Origin of the sequence: Microbispora hainanensis (assembly GCF_006874475.1) — a bacterium.
In the GTDB taxonomy this organism is placed as follows: Bacteria; Actinomycetota; Actinomycetes; order Streptosporangiales; family Streptosporangiaceae; genus Microbispora; species Microbispora hainanensis.
On sequence record NZ_VIRM01000018.1, the window covers coordinates 1 to 14909 of the forward strand.

General features: G+C 68.0%; 16 protein-coding genes and 1 tRNA gene. 14 read left to right on the top strand and 3 right to left on the bottom strand.

Translation table 11 applies throughout. The features are described 5' to 3' along the window. Positions 1–13: 13 nt before the first annotated feature. Positions 14–1309 carry a helix-turn-helix domain-containing protein gene (locus FLX08_RS16405; RefSeq protein ID WP_167530448.1) on the bottom strand — a complete coding sequence of 432 codons (1296 nt, stop codon included), beginning with the start codon at positions 1307–1309 and terminating at the stop codon, positions 14–16. 348 nt (positions 1310–1657) lie between these two features. On the opposite strand from FLX08_RS16405, the gene FLX08_RS16410 reads away from it, so the two are divergent. The 10 genes from FLX08_RS16410 to FLX08_RS16455 all read left to right on the top strand — a co-directional run bounded on the left by FLX08_RS16410 (position 1658) and on the right by FLX08_RS16455 (position 9256). Beyond that, on the top strand, positions 1658–1942 hold the full coding sequence (locus FLX08_RS16410) for a hypothetical protein (protein ID WP_142619729.1): 285 nt from the start codon (positions 1658–1660) through the stop codon (positions 1940–1942). Positions 1943–2213: 271 nt separating this feature from the next. Then, positions 2214–2903 (top strand): GntR family transcriptional regulator, encoded by a 690-nt coding sequence (locus tag FLX08_RS16415; protein WP_208761503.1) that lies wholly within the window; start codon positions 2214–2216, stop codon positions 2901–2903. A 117-nt stretch (positions 2904–3020) separates the two neighbouring features. Continuing rightward, on the top strand, positions 3021–3443 hold the full coding sequence (locus FLX08_RS16420) for a plasmid replication, integration and excision activator (protein ID WP_142619731.1): 423 nt from the start codon (positions 3021–3023) through the stop codon (positions 3441–3443). After that, positions 3440–3745 (top strand): hypothetical protein, encoded by a 306-nt coding sequence (locus FLX08_RS16425; RefSeq protein WP_142619732.1) that lies wholly within the window; start codon positions 3440–3442, stop codon positions 3743–3745. The genes FLX08_RS16420 and FLX08_RS16425 overlap by 4 nt, the downstream gene beginning before the upstream one ends. Positions 3746–3830: 85 nt before the next feature. Next, positions 3831–5252 carry an FtsK/SpoIIIE domain-containing protein gene (locus FLX08_RS16430; RefSeq protein WP_142619733.1) on the top strand — a complete coding sequence of 474 codons (1422 nt, stop codon included), beginning with the start codon at positions 3831–3833 and terminating at the stop codon, positions 5250–5252. Then, positions 5249–5440: a hypothetical protein gene (locus FLX08_RS16435; protein WP_142619734.1), complete on the top strand. Its 192-nt coding sequence runs from the start codon at positions 5249–5251 to the stop codon at positions 5438–5440. Before FLX08_RS16430 ends, FLX08_RS16435 begins: the two co-directional genes overlap by 4 nt. Positions 5441–5478: 38 nt before the next feature. Then, positions 5479–7053 (top strand): replication initiator, encoded by a 1575-nt coding sequence (locus tag FLX08_RS16440; RefSeq protein ID WP_167530449.1) that lies wholly within the window; start codon positions 5479–5481, stop codon positions 7051–7053. Next, positions 7050–7241, top strand: a complete 192-nt coding sequence (locus FLX08_RS16445; RefSeq protein ID WP_142619736.1) for a helix-turn-helix transcriptional regulator — start codon at positions 7050–7052, stop codon at positions 7239–7241. The genes FLX08_RS16440 and FLX08_RS16445 overlap by 4 nt, the downstream gene beginning before the upstream one ends. Beyond that, a complete protein-coding gene (locus FLX08_RS16450) occupies positions 7238–8602 on the top strand; it encodes a tyrosine-type recombinase/integrase (protein ID WP_142619737.1) in 1365 nt (454 codons plus the stop codon). The genes FLX08_RS16445 and FLX08_RS16450 overlap by 4 nt, the downstream gene beginning before the upstream one ends. A gap of 429 nt (positions 8603–9031) precedes the next feature. Beyond that, positions 9032–9256 carry a hypothetical protein gene (locus FLX08_RS16455; RefSeq protein ID WP_142619738.1) on the top strand — a complete coding sequence of 75 codons (225 nt, stop codon included), beginning with the start codon at positions 9032–9034 and terminating at the stop codon, positions 9254–9256. 67 nt (positions 9257–9323) lie between these two features. Here the strand turns inward: FLX08_RS16455 and FLX08_RS16460 are convergent, their stop codons facing one another. Together FLX08_RS16460 and FLX08_RS16465 are read right to left on the bottom strand one after the other, a co-directional pair. Then, positions 9324–9800 (bottom strand): NUDIX hydrolase, encoded by a 477-nt coding sequence (locus tag FLX08_RS16460; protein WP_142619739.1) that lies wholly within the window; start codon positions 9798–9800, stop codon positions 9324–9326. A 257-nt stretch (positions 9801–10057) separates the two neighbouring features. Further along, positions 10058–10142: transfer RNA gene (locus FLX08_RS16465), tRNA-Tyr, on the bottom strand. Positions 10143–10291: 149 nt separating this feature from the next. On the opposite strand from FLX08_RS16465, the gene FLX08_RS16470 reads away from it, so the two are divergent. From FLX08_RS16470 to FLX08_RS16485, 4 genes are all read left to right on the top strand, one after another. After that, complete coding sequence (locus FLX08_RS16470; RefSeq protein WP_244312688.1) at positions 10292–10771, top strand: GNAT family N-acetyltransferase; 480 nt, start codon at positions 10292–10294, stop codon at positions 10769–10771. 54 nt (positions 10772–10825) lie between these two features. Then, positions 10826–11317, top strand: coding sequence for a YajQ family cyclic di-GMP-binding protein (locus FLX08_RS16475; protein WP_142619740.1), 492 nt, complete (start codon positions 10826–10828; stop codon positions 11315–11317). 164 nt (positions 11318–11481) lie between these two features. Beyond that, positions 11482–14079 (top strand): MFS transporter, encoded by a 2598-nt coding sequence (locus FLX08_RS16480; RefSeq protein WP_208761504.1) that lies wholly within the window; start codon positions 11482–11484, stop codon positions 14077–14079. Next, positions 14076–14897, top strand: coding sequence for a YceI family protein (locus tag FLX08_RS16485; RefSeq protein WP_142619741.1), 822 nt, complete (start codon positions 14076–14078; stop codon positions 14895–14897). Before FLX08_RS16480 ends, FLX08_RS16485 begins: the two co-directional genes overlap by 4 nt. Positions 14898–14909: the final 12 nt, after the last annotated feature.

The following is a 14909-nucleotide window of genomic DNA, read 5'->3' on the forward strand; positions in this document are numbered from 1 at the left end:
TAGCAGCCGCCTCTCAATCCAGCAACTCAGGACGGCGAGCGCTCAGGGCACGGCGGGCAGTCACATAGCGATCGTGGAACTCCTCGGCGAGGGCCTCTCTGCGATAGCGCTGGCGTAGGACGCGGTCGAGGTCTCCGACTCGGTTGACGAGGTCGGTGAGGGATTTACGTTCGATGTCGAATGCGGCCATGCCTTGCTCGACGGCGGCATCAAGGTCTCCGCGTCGGGCGTGGACGATTCCGAGGTCTATGTGAGCGTCGGCGACTCGCATGGGGGCGTTTGAGGTGCCGTCTGGGCGGGTGTGCATCTGGATCGTTTCCAGTGCGTGTTCCTCGGCCCGGTCGTTGTCCTCTAGCCAGGTGTATGCGGTGGCGGCGTAGAAGACCCACTTGGCGTGGTCGAACACGAAGTGGTGGTCCGGGTTTTCGGGGATCGGCAGTTTGGCGAGGATGTCGGCTCCGCGTGAGAGCGCCTTGTCGGCTTCGCGGCGGTCACCGATGCGGGCCAAGCCGCGGGCTTCCTGCAAGGTGAGCTGAACCTGTGCGCTGGATTGGCCGGCGAGGGCCTGGCCTTGGCGGGCGGCCGTGACAACGTCCTCGTATCGGCCTTCGACGAGGGCGAACCATGCGGACATCTCGTGTGCCCAGCCCATGAGTTCGCCATGTCCGACCTGGCGGCCCATCTCGTAGGCGGCCTGGCGGGCCGTCTCGGCTTCCTCGCGCTCGCCCAGGTCGTAGTGGACGCAGCCGAGCAGGGCGGTGAGCCATCCGGTGATGACGAGTAATTCGCGGTGCTGGTCGAGTGTGATCCTGCCGGACAGGAGCCGGGTCACCTGAGCGAGGCGCTTTTGTGTCCGGTCCCGCAATGTCGCGGCGGGGACAACCGGGTAGGCGCGGCACAGCAGGTCGACGGCCTCGGCGAGGGCTTCGAGAGTGCCGGTGCCGACATCGGACGCCTGGAGCTGCTGCGCGAGTTCCATCGTGCCGTACAGGTCGGCCTCGGCCCGCAGCGCGTCGACCGGCATGACGTGTGCCTCGATGAGGCGGCTATTGCCGTTGACTCTCTTTGTGGGGGAGAAGCCGAGATCTTCGGGCTGTAGTCCGGTGGCTTGAGCCAGCGCGAGCCGGAATGGTGCGCGAGGCCAGGAGACTTCGCCGGCCTCCCATCGCCTGATGCGTTCTTCATCGACGGCGAGGCGTTCCTTGATGCCCACAGGAGTGCGGTTGATCCGTTCGGCGAATTCGGCGCGGGTGAGCTGTTGCGCGTTGCGCCATGCGCGGAGTTGGACATTCGGGATGCTGTCTGGCATCTCGGGGTCTTCCTCCCGTCGGGGGGTCATCAGGGGGTTAAGAGGGGGCTTTTCGGGGGTCCTATCGCGCTCGCTTTGCCGGTGGACTTGCCATCAACCAACCACGGTACGTCAAGCGGCTTCCCGCCACAGGGAACGCCGGATGAACGAGGAGATGGCGACGGTGACCCGGCCAGACGAGAACAGCGAGGCAAGACCCTGTCCTTCGTGTCGGGGGCGTGGCACCAAGCGGTGCCATTCACGCCGTCAGCTCGTCGTCGGCGGCGACACCAGTGACGATCGCAACTCGGGTGGGGAGCGGGAGTGCCTCGACTGCCTCGGAAACGGCCGGGCCGAAGGGAGCGGAACATGAACCCGATCGAGGTTGCGGCGGTGGACTACATGAACCGAAGCGACGAGGCGGACAAGCTCATCCGACTGCGTGACGCGCTGACCCGGCTCAGCATCAACGCCGAGCTGCGCGACAACAACACGGCGCTGATGGTCAACCCGCCAAGTGGGCGGGGCATGCCGGTGTGGGTCTTCGTCGGCTACGGCGGCCAGTACTACTCATGGAACTCGGCAGGCAGGCGGCACCCGGTGTCCGATCTGGAGGGCGCCGCGAAGGCGATAGCCGCCTACATCTGCCGCTGAAGCGGGCGCGGCGAGGCAGTGAGCCGACGACGGGTCGGCAGCCATCAATCCCTGCCTCGTCGCGCCCTTTGATCTCCGGCAGGGCCACAGTGACTCGCCCCCGTGTCCCCCGTGTGGCCCTGCCGGTCCCCTCCTCCCGGACTGCGAGTGCAGCCGAACGAGGTGACAGAAGCATCGAGCCGGTCTAGGCTCAAACTTGGTAAAACAACCTGTCGGCTGCTGGACGGTCGTGATGTCTCTAGAGTCCGTGCCTCCGAAGTATGCACAGCTTGTGCAGACGCTTCAGCGGCGTATCGAAGCGGGGGACTACCCTCCCGGAACCCTCCTGCCGAGCGAGAATCAGCTCATCAATGAGTTCGGCGTCTCCCGTCCGACCGTCGTGGCGGCCCTGCGCGTGCTCCGGGAACAGGGCTGGATCGAGTCCCAGCAGGGCAAGGGCCGTTTCGTGCGGGGCCGCCCTGCCCTCGCCTCGCTCGAACAACCCCGGCCCGGCCACGCCTACCTCACCAGCGCCGAGACGCCCTCGGCCGAACTGCTGGAAGTCGGGGCGGTAGCCGTACCGAACAGGATCGCCGCTCTGCTCGACCTATCGCCCAAGAGTAAGGCGTTCCTTCGTCGCCGACTGGTCTCGCGCGGTGATGAGCCTTCGGAGATCGTCTCGTTGTGGCTGCCCCTGGACCTGTCGGAGGGGACGAACCTCACGAGCGCCGAGCCGCTGGCCCAGGGCGTCCGCGAGCATATCCAGGCGCGTAAGGGCGTGCGGTTCGATCACGTCATTGAGCAGATCACGGCACGGATGCCTACTTCTGACGAGGTCAAGCGGCTCGGCATGCCCAAGAACACGCCGGTCCTCGATGTCTATGCGGCTGTACGTGACCCTGGTGGCCGGCCCCTTGCCGTGCTGGTTGTCGTGCTGCCTGCCGATCGTCACGAGCTGGAGGATGCCTATCCCATCGGGTAGGGACGCCTCACCTTCGGAGCCCACTTAGCTTAGGCACTTGACCTAGCAAGTGGGCTCTCTTATGCTCAAGGCACTCGATAGGTTAAGTGCCTATCAGTCGAGAGAGGAGGATGCCCGATGGCTCTACAAGGTCCGATCCCCGTCAGCTTCGACATGGTCTTCCCGCACGGCTGCTACCTCGTCGGTGAGGTGGAGGCGGTCAAGGACTTCGACGCCTCGACCAACGGCCGATTCGTGCAGGCGCGGGACAAGCAGAGCGGCGAACTGGTCTGGCAGATCGCCGTCATGGACGCCGACCCCCAGGTCAAGCCCGCTCAGAAGACCGTCGCCGTAAAGATCATCGCGCCCGTCCAGCCGGTGCCTCCGGCCCCGGTCGCGGGCCTGCCCTTCACGCCGGTCGAGTTCGACGGCGTCACCGTCACCCCGTACGTCAACGGAAACGGCCGCCTGGCCTACTCCATCCGCGTTCGGGAGATGCGTTCGCCTCGGACGGGTGGGGCCAAGGCCGGACACGCGGGCGGCAAGGAGGCGGCGGCGTGAACTGGCGGCCGTACACGCACCTATCGATGTCGATCGACCCCGGCGAGCGTCCCCGTATCGGGATCTCGTTCTACGCCTCGATCACTCGGGCGCGGGCTCGGGTGCTGGAGTCCGGGCGGCCGTACCTGGTCCTGGAGTCCGACGAGGCGGACGTGACGGTCTCGACCACCGGGGCTGCCGGACCGGTGACCGCGGAAGACCTGGACATCGCGCGGCAGATCTTCAACGCCGCCGCGCGGTACCTGGCCGACTGCGAGCGCCTGCACGCCGAACACGCCCAGGCCACCGACTCGGCGGCCTGACACAAGGACGGGGCCGCTGGAACTGGCATTCCAGCGGCCCCCGGATCTCTCACACACGCCAATGCCTGAGAGGACACCAAGCCTAATGTTCAAGAAACTTCCCGGCGACGAGGCGCGAAACCTCGTCTCCACCACCCCAGACACGGCCGTGGTCTTCCGCCCGGCCGTCATGCAGACTCCCGCCATCGTCACCCTGGTGATCTGGCTGTCCCGGCTCGTCGCGGGCCTGGTCCGCCTGGTCGTGCGGCATCCGGTCGCCGTGGCCGTCCCGGTCGGCCTCGGGGTCATCTGGACCCTGTACGGCTGGCGCCTGGCCCTCGTGATGGCCGGGTTCCTGCCCTCGGCCGGACTGTCCTGGCTGCTGCTGGATCGCGCCTCGTTCCTGCGGCTGGTCGGCTGGCCGTTGCTGGCCTGGTGGCGGTTGGTCGCCGTCTACCGGCGGCACTGGCAACCCGTCATGGTCGTCTCCGGCCTCGGACGGCACATCCGAGGCCGCGACTACCTGCCCCGCCTGATCCGGGTCGAGTGCGACGGCTGGGCCGACCGCGTCAGCGTGAAGATGCTCAACGGCCAGGCCGTCACCGACTGGGCCGACCGCATCGAGCACCTGGCCCACGGCTTCGGCGCCCCCTCCTGCCGGGTGGCGGTCGCGCGGGCCGGGCGGCTCGTGCTCACCTTCCCCCGGCGCGACCCCCTCGCCGAACCCCTGCCCGCCGTCCCTGTCCCCGAGACACCTTCGGTGGGGCCGGTCGAGATCGGCCGGTGCGAGGACGGTACGCCGCTGCGGCTCAAGGTCCACGGCACCCACGTGCTGATCGCCGGGGCCACGGGTGCGGGCAAAGGCTCCTACCTGTGGTCGACAATCCGCGGCTTGCTTCCCGCGATGCGGGCGGGCCTGGTGCAGGTGTGGGCGCTCGACCCCAAGCGGATGGAACTGTCCTTCGGCCGTCCCCTCTTCGGCAGTCGGTACGCGGCCGATCCGAAAGAGTGCGCCGACCTGCTCGACGAGGCGGTCTCGGTGATGCAGGAGCGGGCCGACCGGTTCGCCGGCCTCCAGCGCTCCCACACTCCAACCGTGGCCGACCCGTTCGTCCTGGTGCTCGTGGACGAGGTGGCGTTCCTGACCGCCTACCAGCCCGATAAGGGCCTTCGTCAGCGCATCACGGCGGCCCTGGCGACCCTGACCACGCAGGGCCGGGCGGTGGGCGTCGGGGTCATGGCCGCGCTTCAGGACCCGCGCAAGGAGGTCATGAACATCCGCAACCTGTTCCCCGACAAGATCGCCCTCCGGCTGGACGAGTCGGAACAGGTGGACATGGTCCTCGGCGACGGCGCCCGCGACCGGGGCGCACTCGCCGACCACATCTCACCCGTCCCCGAACGCGGCGCGGGCGTCGGCTACATCCGGCTCGAAACCTCGCCTGATCCGGTGCGGGTGCGTGCGGCCTACGTCTCCGACGCCCACATCCGGGCGATGGTCGCCGAGTTCGCGGGGGTGGGCCGATGATGCGCCTGGCTCACATCCTCGACGGACTGCGCTGCTCGGGCTGCGGGGCGCTCGATGTGCTGTGGCTCGACCCGGTGCGCGGCATCGTCGAGTGCCACGAGTGCGGCGAAAAGGCTGCGGTGATCGTCGATGGCCTCGGCCCGGCGGACCTCCTCGACCCCGTCGGCGTCTGGGACGGTGACCGGTGACTAACCCGCAGGATCGCTCCACCCCCCGTGCTGTGCGGATGGCTCAACCGCTGGCCCGTGAGGTCGTGGAAGAGATCGCCAAGCAGTACGGGGTGTGTATCCGCCCGGTCCCGCTGCGGCGGCAGGACATCCTCACCGGACAGGTTGAGGTCATCGACGTCCCGTGCGGAGCGACGCTGGAGAGCAAGTGCCCGCCGTGCGCCAAGCGCAACCGGCAGCTTCGGCGGGCGCAGTGCCGGGAGGGCTGGCACCTCGACCACGAACCCGTGAACCTGCCTGACAACGCTGATGAGTATCAGCGTCACCTCGTGGAGCTGCGGGCCGATGCTCAGGCGTGGCGGGATAAGGTCGAAAAGGCCGGCGGCGACACCACCGACCTGGACGCCGCCATCGAGGACCTGGACGAGGAGATCAACCGCGCGGGCATGCGCGGCAACGTCCTCGGCCGCACCTCCGGCAAGCGCACGCGCTCGACCAAACGGCGGCAGGACGCCCCGGACCTGCCCAAGCGGCAGATGACCAAGACCACCCTCGGGCGGACCTTCACCGGCTCGGACGGCAAGACCTACCGGCCGTCGATGTTCGTCACCCTCACGCTCCCGTCGTATGGGCGGGTGCTCGACGGGGCGCCCCTCGACCCGGACCGGTACGACTACACGCGGGCGGCCCGCGACGCGCTGCACTTCTCCAAGCTCGTGGACCGCTTCGTGCAGAACCTCCGCCGGGTGGCGGGCTATGACGTGCAGTACTTCGCCACGGTCGAACCACAAAAGCGGCTCGCGCCGCACCTGCACATGGCGATCCGCGGCACCCTGCCCCGCGCGGAACTGCGGCAGATCATCGCCGCGACCTATCACCAGGTGTGGTGGCCCTCGACTGATGACGTGCGGTTCGACGGTGACCACCTGCCGGTCTGGGAGGACGGGGCCGGCTACCTCGACCCAACCACCGGGGAAGTCCTGCCGACCTGGGAACAGGCCCTCGACGCTCTCGACGCCGACGAGGACGCCGAACCCTCGCACGTGCTCCGCTTCGGCGACCAGCTCGACATACAGAGCGTCCTCGCCGGAACCCCGGACGCCGACCAGCTCATCCAGTACCTGTCCAAGTACCTCACCAAGAGCCTCGGCGACGCCCTCGGCACCGACGACCCACGCCGCAAAGCACACGCCGAATGGCTGCTCGACGCCCTGCGGTTCGAGCCGTGCGCGCCAACCTGCCCGAACTGGCTCCGCTACGGCGTCCAGCCCAAGGGCGCCAAGCCCGGCATGGCTCCCGGCCGGTGCAGGGGCAAGGCACACAAGCCTGACCACCTCGGCTACGCGGGCCGCCGTGTCCTCGTCTCGCGCAAGTGGTCCAACAAGACCCTCACCGAGCACAAGCAGGACCGGCGTACCTGGGTCCTGGAAGCGCTCGGCCTGCCTGACGAGCCAGTCGGCCCTCACCGCTACATCTGGCGGCCCGTCAAGCCGGGAGATCCCGACCTGGCCCCCATCGGCGTCCGGCTCCTGCGCTCGGTCCATGAACGGCAGCGCTGGCGTAACCACCTGGCCCGGCTGGAAGCCGAGGCAGACGGACAAGTTCTTTCGGCAACTGAAGGGAGGGCGGCATGAGGAAAGACGACAAGTTGATGACGGTCCCCGAAATCCTCGACGAGCTCGGCGGCATCTCCCGCCGGACCTTCTACCGGTGGCGTGAGACCGGTAAGGCTCCCGAGGGCCTCAAGCTCCCCAACGGCGAGATCCGCATTTACCGCAGTGAGTTCGACGCCTGGCTTGAGAGCCTGCGGGAGGCTGCGTGAACGCCTCCTATGACGTGAAGTTCTTCGAGACCTACCGGAACAAGTCGAGCAAGACGCCGTCCTACGTCGTTCGATGGCAGGTGGCCGGCAAGCGGTCTTCGAAGACCTACCGGACCAAGGCTCTCGCTGAGAGCTTCCTGTCGGACCTGCGCCAGGCGGCCAAGCGGGGAGAGCCATTCGACGTCGACAGCGGTCTACCCGCCTCCATGATCAAGGCCAAGAGCGCGCGGACCGTCTTCGACTTCGTCCGGGCCTACATGGATATGAAGTGGCCCCACGCTGCGGCGAAGACGCGCGACAGCATCTCTGACGCGCTCTCCACCGCGCTCCCCGCCCTAACCAAGGATCGTCCGGGCCGACCTGACGCCGAGACCCTACGGACCGCGCTCCGTAAGTGCGCCCTCATCCCGGCGGACAAGAGGCCGGAGCCATCCCCGGAGATGGCGCGGGCGGTCCGCTGGCTCGAAGGTGCGTCCTTCGACCTGGCCGACCTGAACGAGACGAAAACCGTGCGACTTGCCCTCGACGCGCTCGCGCTTCGCCTCGACGGCCAGGCCGCTAGCGCGAACACCATCAGGCGGAAGCGGGCCGTCCTCCATGCGGTCCTGGAGTACGCGGTTGAGCTGGAAGAGCTGCCGTCCAATCCACTGCACAAGATCAAGTGGAAGCCCCCGAAGACGACCGAGACCGTAGACCCTCGCGTCGTCGTGAATCCGCGGCAGGCCGAGGAACTGTTGACCGCTGTGACCTACGTGGGCAAGCGCGGCCGGGGCCGACGGCTAATGGCCCTGTTCGCCTGCATGTACTACGCCGCGCTTCGGCCCGGCGAGACGGTCGCCCTCCGACAGCAGGACTGCCATCTTCCGGCAACTGGCTGGGGCCGTCTTCTCGTCGACGTGTCGCGTCCCGAGGTCAATACGCAGTGGACTGACAGCGGCGACGCTCACGAGGAACGCGGGCTCAAGCATCGAGGCCGGGACGACGTACGGCCGGTGCCCATCCCCCCGGCCCTGGTGAAGATCCTTCGGCAACACATCGAAGAGTTCGGGGTCGGCTCGGACGGGCGGATCTTCCGCAGTGAGCGCGGCGGGGTCGTCGCCTCGACGGCCTACACGGAGGTGTGGCAGGAAGCCCGCAAGCTTGCCTTCACCCCTGCCCAGGTCTCCTCTCCCCTGGCTCGTCGGCCGTACGACCTCCGGCACGCGGCCGTCTCTCTGTGGCTCAACGCGGGCGTCTCTGCCCCCGACGTAGCCGAGCGGGCCGGGCACAGCGTTGACGTCCTCCTGCGGGTCTACGCGAAGTGCCTCGACGGCCAACAGGACATCGCCAATCGGAGAATCGATGACGCCCTTGTGGCGTGACGCCTGATCGTGCACGGTGGGGCCCCTCGGGGCCCCTTCGCATCTACAGGCGCGGGTCTGGGGAGCCTCTTGATGAAGCTCAGACGCTGCCAACCCAGGCCGTAGCACTGGGATGCAGCTCCTCGCCTAGATGCCGCCACACCGTCCCAGCCACTGCCGCCCTGCGCTTGAGGTAGTCTTTGCAATACGACTCGGCGCACCATATGCCGATAGATCACCCCACGCAGCACCGGAGCCAACTACGTATAACTGACCACCGCGCCAATCCTTGACTTTTTAGCGTGATCTTTTACTAACTGATTTTTATTTATTCAGTCATAGTTTGAGATCATTTTTTCTAAGTCAAGCGGGCGTTGTCCGTCTCCACGCTCGTGGACGGCGGTAGGTCACCAGGGAAGCGATCCCTGGTCGGTGCGAGGAAGACATGCAATGTCGCAATTCCCCCTATGGCTTCGCGTGATGGTTGCGGCCCTGATCGCATTGCCTCTGCTGGTAGTGGTGCTGGCTTTCGCCCCCGCTCTACTGATCTCGGTGGCCCTGCCCCTGGAGCGGCGCAACTGGTTACTCCAAGTACTGGACCGCTTCGTGGCATGGGTCAAGGCGATCTTCTCGGGCGGAATCGAGGATGACGAGAAAGAAGAGCCGGAGGCATAGCATGACTGAGCCCTGCAACTATGGGGCTCCTACCTTCACATTCAGCCACAATGACGCGGGAAGATCTTTATCCGATGTGTGGCACTCCCGCGCCGGCGAGGTAATGGCCAATACGCAGGACCATCGAGCGGTCCATGCACAGGGCCTCGACCGCTTTTCGGGGCACCCAGCGAACCTCTGGCGCCTCGCTGCTCGGGGTGGGCTTGCCGGCTATGGCGCGGGCGGTCAGCACGATGGAGAACTCCTGCCGGGCCTCGCCGTTACTGGTGTAGAGGATCACGTGCCTGGGGTCGGTGTAGATGCCAACCAGGCCCGTGATCTCGCACAACACGCCGGTCTCCTCGTGGGTCTCCCTCACTGCGGCTTGTGGGAGGGACTCGCCGAGGTCGATCGCGCCGCCGGGGACGGCCCAGTTGCCGTTGTCGCTTCGGCGGATCAAGAGGATGTCGCCCGCCTCGTTGGTGACGACGACATTGACGGACGGCACCAGGCTGTTCGGAGCAGGTGCTTGGGGGTCGTCGTAGAAGTCGATCCGGCGCGCCATGGTCACGACGCTACCGATACAGGAGCCCTCCCACCCCGGAAGGCTGTACAGGTAGACGCTCGCCGCGTCCTCCCGGCTCATCGGTAAGCCTCGCGCATGCTTGCTGCGAAAGAGCGCGCGCGACCTGCGGAAACGCCGCCAAGATCATTGCACGTATATTGGTGGACCGGCGACAGACGGGGGCTCAGAGTGGCCTACGGCTGCACAGGGCCGGAAAGCAGAAGAGGCCCCGGAGGGCCTCTGAGCTGCTGTTCTGCTGGTGGCAGGTCCAGGGTTCGAACCTGGGTAGGCTGAGCCGACGGTTTTACAGACCGCTCCCTTTGGCCACTCGGGCAACCTGCCTTGTCTTCCGCTCGTCGCGGCGACAGGTAGAAGAATAGCGGACTTCCCGGGTGCACGTGACATGGGTTTCGCCTCGCCCCTCGCGTGGCCGGCGGAGGGTCCCGGAAACCCGGAAGCGGGCGCGGCGGTGCACCGGCCATAGTGGGACGGTGATCAGACAGGCCGAGCCGGCGGACCTCGCGGCCCTGGCGGAGATCGAGAGAGCGGCGGACGGGATGTTCGTGCCGCTCGGCATCGTCTTCCCGCCGGGCACCACGGTGATCGAGGAGTGCGACGATCCCAGGCGTGTCATCGTGGCCGGTCGGCCGCCGGTGGGATTCGCCCTGCTGGGGGTGGTCGACGGCCTGACCCACCTCGACCAGATCGCCGTACATCCCGATCATGGCAACCAGGGCATCGGAACCCGGCTTCTCGACGCCGTCTGCGCGGCGGCCACCAGGGCCGGCAGCGCCGCGGTGACGCTGACGACCTTCCGGGACGTGCCGTGGAACGCCCCCTGGTACGCCCGGCGGGGCTTCCGCGTCGTACGACCTCACGAGTGGGGGCCGGAGCTCACGGCGCTGATCGAGCACGAGCGGGCCCTCGGCATAGAGGTGGCTCCTCGCGTCGTCATGAGGAAAGACCTCTGATCACATCGGGGGCCACTAATCTCGAAGGGCAACGGAGAGAGGACACGGACACCGATGGCCGACAGCAGTTTCGACGTGGTGAGCAAGATCGACCGGCAGGAGGTCGACAACGCCCTGAACCAGACGGTCAAGGAGGTCGGGCACCGCTTCGACTTCAAGGGCACGGGCGCGAGCATCTCCTGGTCGGGGCAGAAGGACATCGAGATCAAGGCGAACAGCGAGGAGCGGGCGAACGCGGTTCTCGACGTCTTCAAGGAGAAGATCGTCAAGCGCAACCTGTCCCTCAAGATCCTTGACGCGGGCGAGCCGAAGCTGTCGGGCAAGGAGTATCGCCTGATGGTGTCCCTCAAGGAGGGCATCGACCAGGAGAACGCCAAGAAGATCTCCAAGCTCATCCGGGACGAGGGCCCGAAGGGCGTGAAGGCGCAAATCCAGGGCGAGGAGCTCCGGGTCAGCTCCAAGAAGAAGGACGACCTCCAGCAGGTCATCTCGCTGCTCAAGGGCAAGGACCTCGACATCGCCCTTCAGTTCGTCAACTACCGGTGAGACGCGTCACAGCGCGACACTGACGGAAAGGCCCTGACCTGCGGGTTCAGGGCCTTCGTCGTTTCCGCGCACCGCCCGGCCATGACTACTTGGTTGCCCGAAGCAACGATCAACATATGATTGCTTAGGGAAACTAAGTTTGATCAACACGGGGAAGGACTTCGATGGCGACAGCGAAGACGAGGGAGACGCCGCCGGGCACGGCGGCCCCCGCGATGACGCACCGGGAGATCCTGGAGGCGCTCTCGGGGCTGATGCTGGGGTTGTTCGTCGCGATCCTGTCGTCGACCGTCGTGTCGAACGCGCTCCCCACGATCACGGCGGATCTGCACGCGAACGAGACCACCTACACGTGGGTGATCACGGCGACCCTGCTCGCCACGACGGTGTCCACCCCGATCTGGGGCAAGCTCGCCGACCTGATGAGCAAGAAGCTCCTCATCCAGCTCGGGCTGACCGTCTACGTCATCGGCTCGGCGATCGCCGGTCTGTCGCAGAATCCGACCATGCTGATCGCGGCACGTGTGATCCAGGGCCTCGGCGCCGGCGGCCTCACCGCGCTGACCCAGGTCATCATGGCGGCGATGATCTCGCCCCGGGAGCGCGGCCGCTACTCCGGCTACCTGGGCGCGGTGTTCGCCGTCGCCACGATCGGCGGCCCGCTCGTCGGCGGCCTCATCGTCGACACCTCGTGGCTCGGCTGGCGCTGGTGCTTCTACGTCGGCGTGCCGTTCGCGGTCCTCTCGCTGATCGTGCTGCAGAAGACCCTGCACCTGCCGGTCCTCAAGCGCGACGTACGCATCGACTGGGGCGGCGCGACGCTGATCACCGCCGCGGTCTCGCTGCTGCTGATCTGGGTCTCCTTCGCCGGCACCAAGTATGACTGGCTGTCGTGGCAGACCGGCGCGATGGTCGGCGGCGCGCTCCTGCTCGCGGTGCTCTTCCTCGTGGTCGAGTCGAAGGTGAGCGAGCCCATCGTCCCGCTGCGCCTGTTCCGGACCCGGACGGTCAGCCTCAGCGTGGTCGCCAGCGTGCTGGTCGGCGTCGCGATGTTCGGCGGCACGACCTTCCTCAGCCAGTATTTCCAGCTCGCCCGGGGCGAGACGCCCACGGTGGCCGGCCTGATGACGCTGCCGATGATCCTCGGCCTCGCGCTCTCCTCCACGGTCTCCGGGCAGATCATCACCCGCACCGGTCACTGGAAGGTCTTCCTGGTCTCCGGCACCTTCTTCCTCACCGCCGGGTTCGCCCTGATGGGCACGCTGCGGTACGACACCGACTATTGGCTCGTCGCGATCTTCATGTTCTTCGTCGGCATCGGCATCGGCATGAGCCAGCAGAACCTCGTCCTCGCGGTGCAGAACCAGGTGCGCGCGGAGGACCTGGGCGCGGGCAGCTCGGTGGTCTCGTTCTTCCGCTCCCTCGGCGGCGCGATCGGCGTCTCGGCCCTCGGCGCCCTTATGGGCGACCGCGTCAAGCACTACCTGGAGGACGCCCTGGCCGCGCTGGGCGTGCAGGGCGGCACCGGCCAGGAGAGCGGCGCGATTCCGAAGCTCTCCGCGCTGCCCGCCCCGATCCGCACGGCGGTGGAGAGCGCGTACGGCCACGGCATCGGCGACCTGTTCCTCTACGCGGCGCCGCTCTCCCTCCTCGCGCTGATCGCCGTGCTGTTCATCAAGGAGGTCCCGCTGCGGACCAGCGCGATCACCGTACGCGCCGACGCGGCGGAGACCGGCGAGACCCCCGAACCCGAGATCGCCCCCCAGCGGAACGGCGCCGTGACCGGACGCCACGCCCAGCGAGACAGGCAGCAGCACGACAGGCAGCGGCCGATCACGGTCGAGGCCGAGCCGGCGACGCCTAACGGCCACGCCGCCACGCAGCCCCAGAACGCACAGGCCCTGAACACACAGACCCTGAGTGCACAGCCCCTGAACGCACAGCTCCTCACCGCCACGCAGGCCCAGCCGTACGCCGTGCCGGCGATGGAGTCGCGCGAGCCGGGCGGTGTGGACATCCGCGGGTTCGTCAAGGGCCGGGACGGGGTGCCCGTGGGCCGCGCCACGCTCACGCTGATCGACGTGCGCGGCCACCAGCTCGGCCGTACGGTCACCCGGGACGACGGGGGCTACGCGCTCCAGGCGCCCGGCAGCGGGACGTACGTGCTGATCGCGTCGGCGGGCGACCGGGAGCCGCAGGTCGCGACGCTGGTCGTGGGCGATCAGCCGGTCGACTTCGACATGGTGCTCTCGGCCTCGGGCCGGCTCGTCGGCACCGTACGCGGGACGGACGGGACGCCGGTCGCCGAGGCGGTGGTCGTCGTGACCGACGTACGCGGCGAGGTCGTGGCCAGCAGCGCGACCGACGTCCAGGGCGGCTTCTCCTTCTCCGGCATCGTGGCCGGCACCTACACGCTCACGGTCAGCGGCGCGGCCTACCGTCCCTCCGCCGTGCCGATCGAGGTGCTGGGCACCGGCCAGACCCGGCACGACGTCGTGCTGCTGCCCGGCGCGCGGGTGCGGGGCACGGTCCGCGTCAAGGACGGCGTGCCGCTGGCCGACGCCAGGGTCACGCTGCTGGACGCCGCCGGCAACGTGGTCGGCGTGGCCACCACCGGCGAGGACGGCGAGTACGCCTTCACCGACCTGACCGGCGGGCAGTACACGATCGTCGCGAGCGGCTACCCGCCCGTGGCGAGCACGCTGAACCTGGGCGGCGAGGGCGACGAGCCGTACGACGTGTGGCTGGGGCACGAGCGATGAGCGTCTCCGAGACGGCGCCCAGGGGACTGCACGCCCTGGTCAGGAGCAAGGACGGCTGGGCCGTGCGGCACGCGGTCGTCACGGTGACGGACACGACCGGCCGGCAGGTGGCGCGGGCGGAGGCGGACGCCGACGGGCACGTCGCCACCGCACCGCTGCCGCCGGGGGTCTACACGGTGGTCGCGACCGCGATCGGGTACGCGCCCGCCGCGTCCACCGCGATCGCGACCGCCTCGGGAGCCGCCGAGGCCGGCACGCTGGTGCTGGCCCGGCAGGGCGGCACCGCGCTGCCGCCGCCCGGCGTGTGGACGATCGACCCCGAGCACTCGAAGATCTCGGCCACGGCCCGGCACCTCGGGCTGAGCAGCGTGCAGGGGCGGTTCACCGAGTTCTCCGGCCGGATCGAGATGGGCGCCACACCGGAGGAGTCGTCGGTGGCCGCCGAGATCGCCGCCGGCTCCATCGACACGGGCAGCCGCATGCGCGATGATCACCTGCGTTCCGCGGACTTCCTCGACGTCCCGGTGCACCCGGTGATCACCTACCGGAGCACCGGGCTGTCCCCGGCGGGCCCGGACCGGTGGACGGTGCACGGCGTGCTGACGCTGAGCGGCGTCAGCCGCCCGGTCGATCTCGACATGACCTACCTGGGCACAGGCCCGGACCTGTGGGGTGGCCTGCGGGCGGCGTTCCACGCGGTCACCGAGCTGCGCCGCGAAGAGTTCGCGATGACCTACAACCAGGTCGTCCAGGCGGGGATCTCGCTGATCGGGGCGACACTGAAAGTAGAGCTGGAAATCCAGGCGGTGCGCGGGTAAACCCCCTGCCAC

What these genes read in the sequence shown, in the direction of transcription:
- FLX08_RS16405 (WP_167530448.1), bottom strand. Translation starts at nt 1,309, where the DNA reads ATGCCAGACAGCATCCCGAATGTCCAACTCCGCGCATGGCGCAACGCG.
- FLX08_RS16410 (WP_142619729.1), top strand. Translation starts at nt 1,658, where the DNA reads ATGAACCCGATCGAGGTTGCGGCGGTGGACTACATGAACCGAAGCGAC.
- FLX08_RS16420 (WP_142619731.1), top strand. Translation starts at nt 3,021, where the DNA reads ATGGCTCTACAAGGTCCGATCCCCGTCAGCTTCGACATGGTCTTCCCG.
- FLX08_RS16430 (WP_142619733.1), top strand. Translation starts at nt 3,831, where the DNA reads ATGTTCAAGAAACTTCCCGGCGACGAGGCGCGAAACCTCGTCTCCACC.
- FLX08_RS16435 (WP_142619734.1), top strand. Translation starts at nt 5,249, where the DNA reads ATGATGCGCCTGGCTCACATCCTCGACGGACTGCGCTGCTCGGGCTGC.
- FLX08_RS16440 (WP_167530449.1), top strand. Translation starts at nt 5,479, where the DNA reads ATGGCTCAACCGCTGGCCCGTGAGGTCGTGGAAGAGATCGCCAAGCAG.
- FLX08_RS16445 (WP_142619736.1), top strand. Translation starts at nt 7,050, where the DNA reads ATGAGGAAAGACGACAAGTTGATGACGGTCCCCGAAATCCTCGACGAG.
- FLX08_RS16455 (WP_142619738.1), top strand. Translation starts at nt 9,032, where the DNA reads ATGTCGCAATTCCCCCTATGGCTTCGCGTGATGGTTGCGGCCCTGATC.
- FLX08_RS16460 (WP_142619739.1), bottom strand. Translation starts at nt 9,800, where the DNA reads ATGGCGCGCCGGATCGACTTCTACGACGACCCCCAAGCACCTGCTCCG.
- FLX08_RS16475 (WP_142619740.1), top strand. Translation starts at nt 10,826, where the DNA reads ATGGCCGACAGCAGTTTCGACGTGGTGAGCAAGATCGACCGGCAGGAG.
- FLX08_RS16480 (WP_208761504.1), top strand. Translation starts at nt 11,482, where the DNA reads ATGGCGACAGCGAAGACGAGGGAGACGCCGCCGGGCACGGCGGCCCCC.
- FLX08_RS16485 (WP_142619741.1), top strand. Translation starts at nt 14,076, where the DNA reads ATGAGCGTCTCCGAGACGGCGCCCAGGGGACTGCACGCCCTGGTCAGG.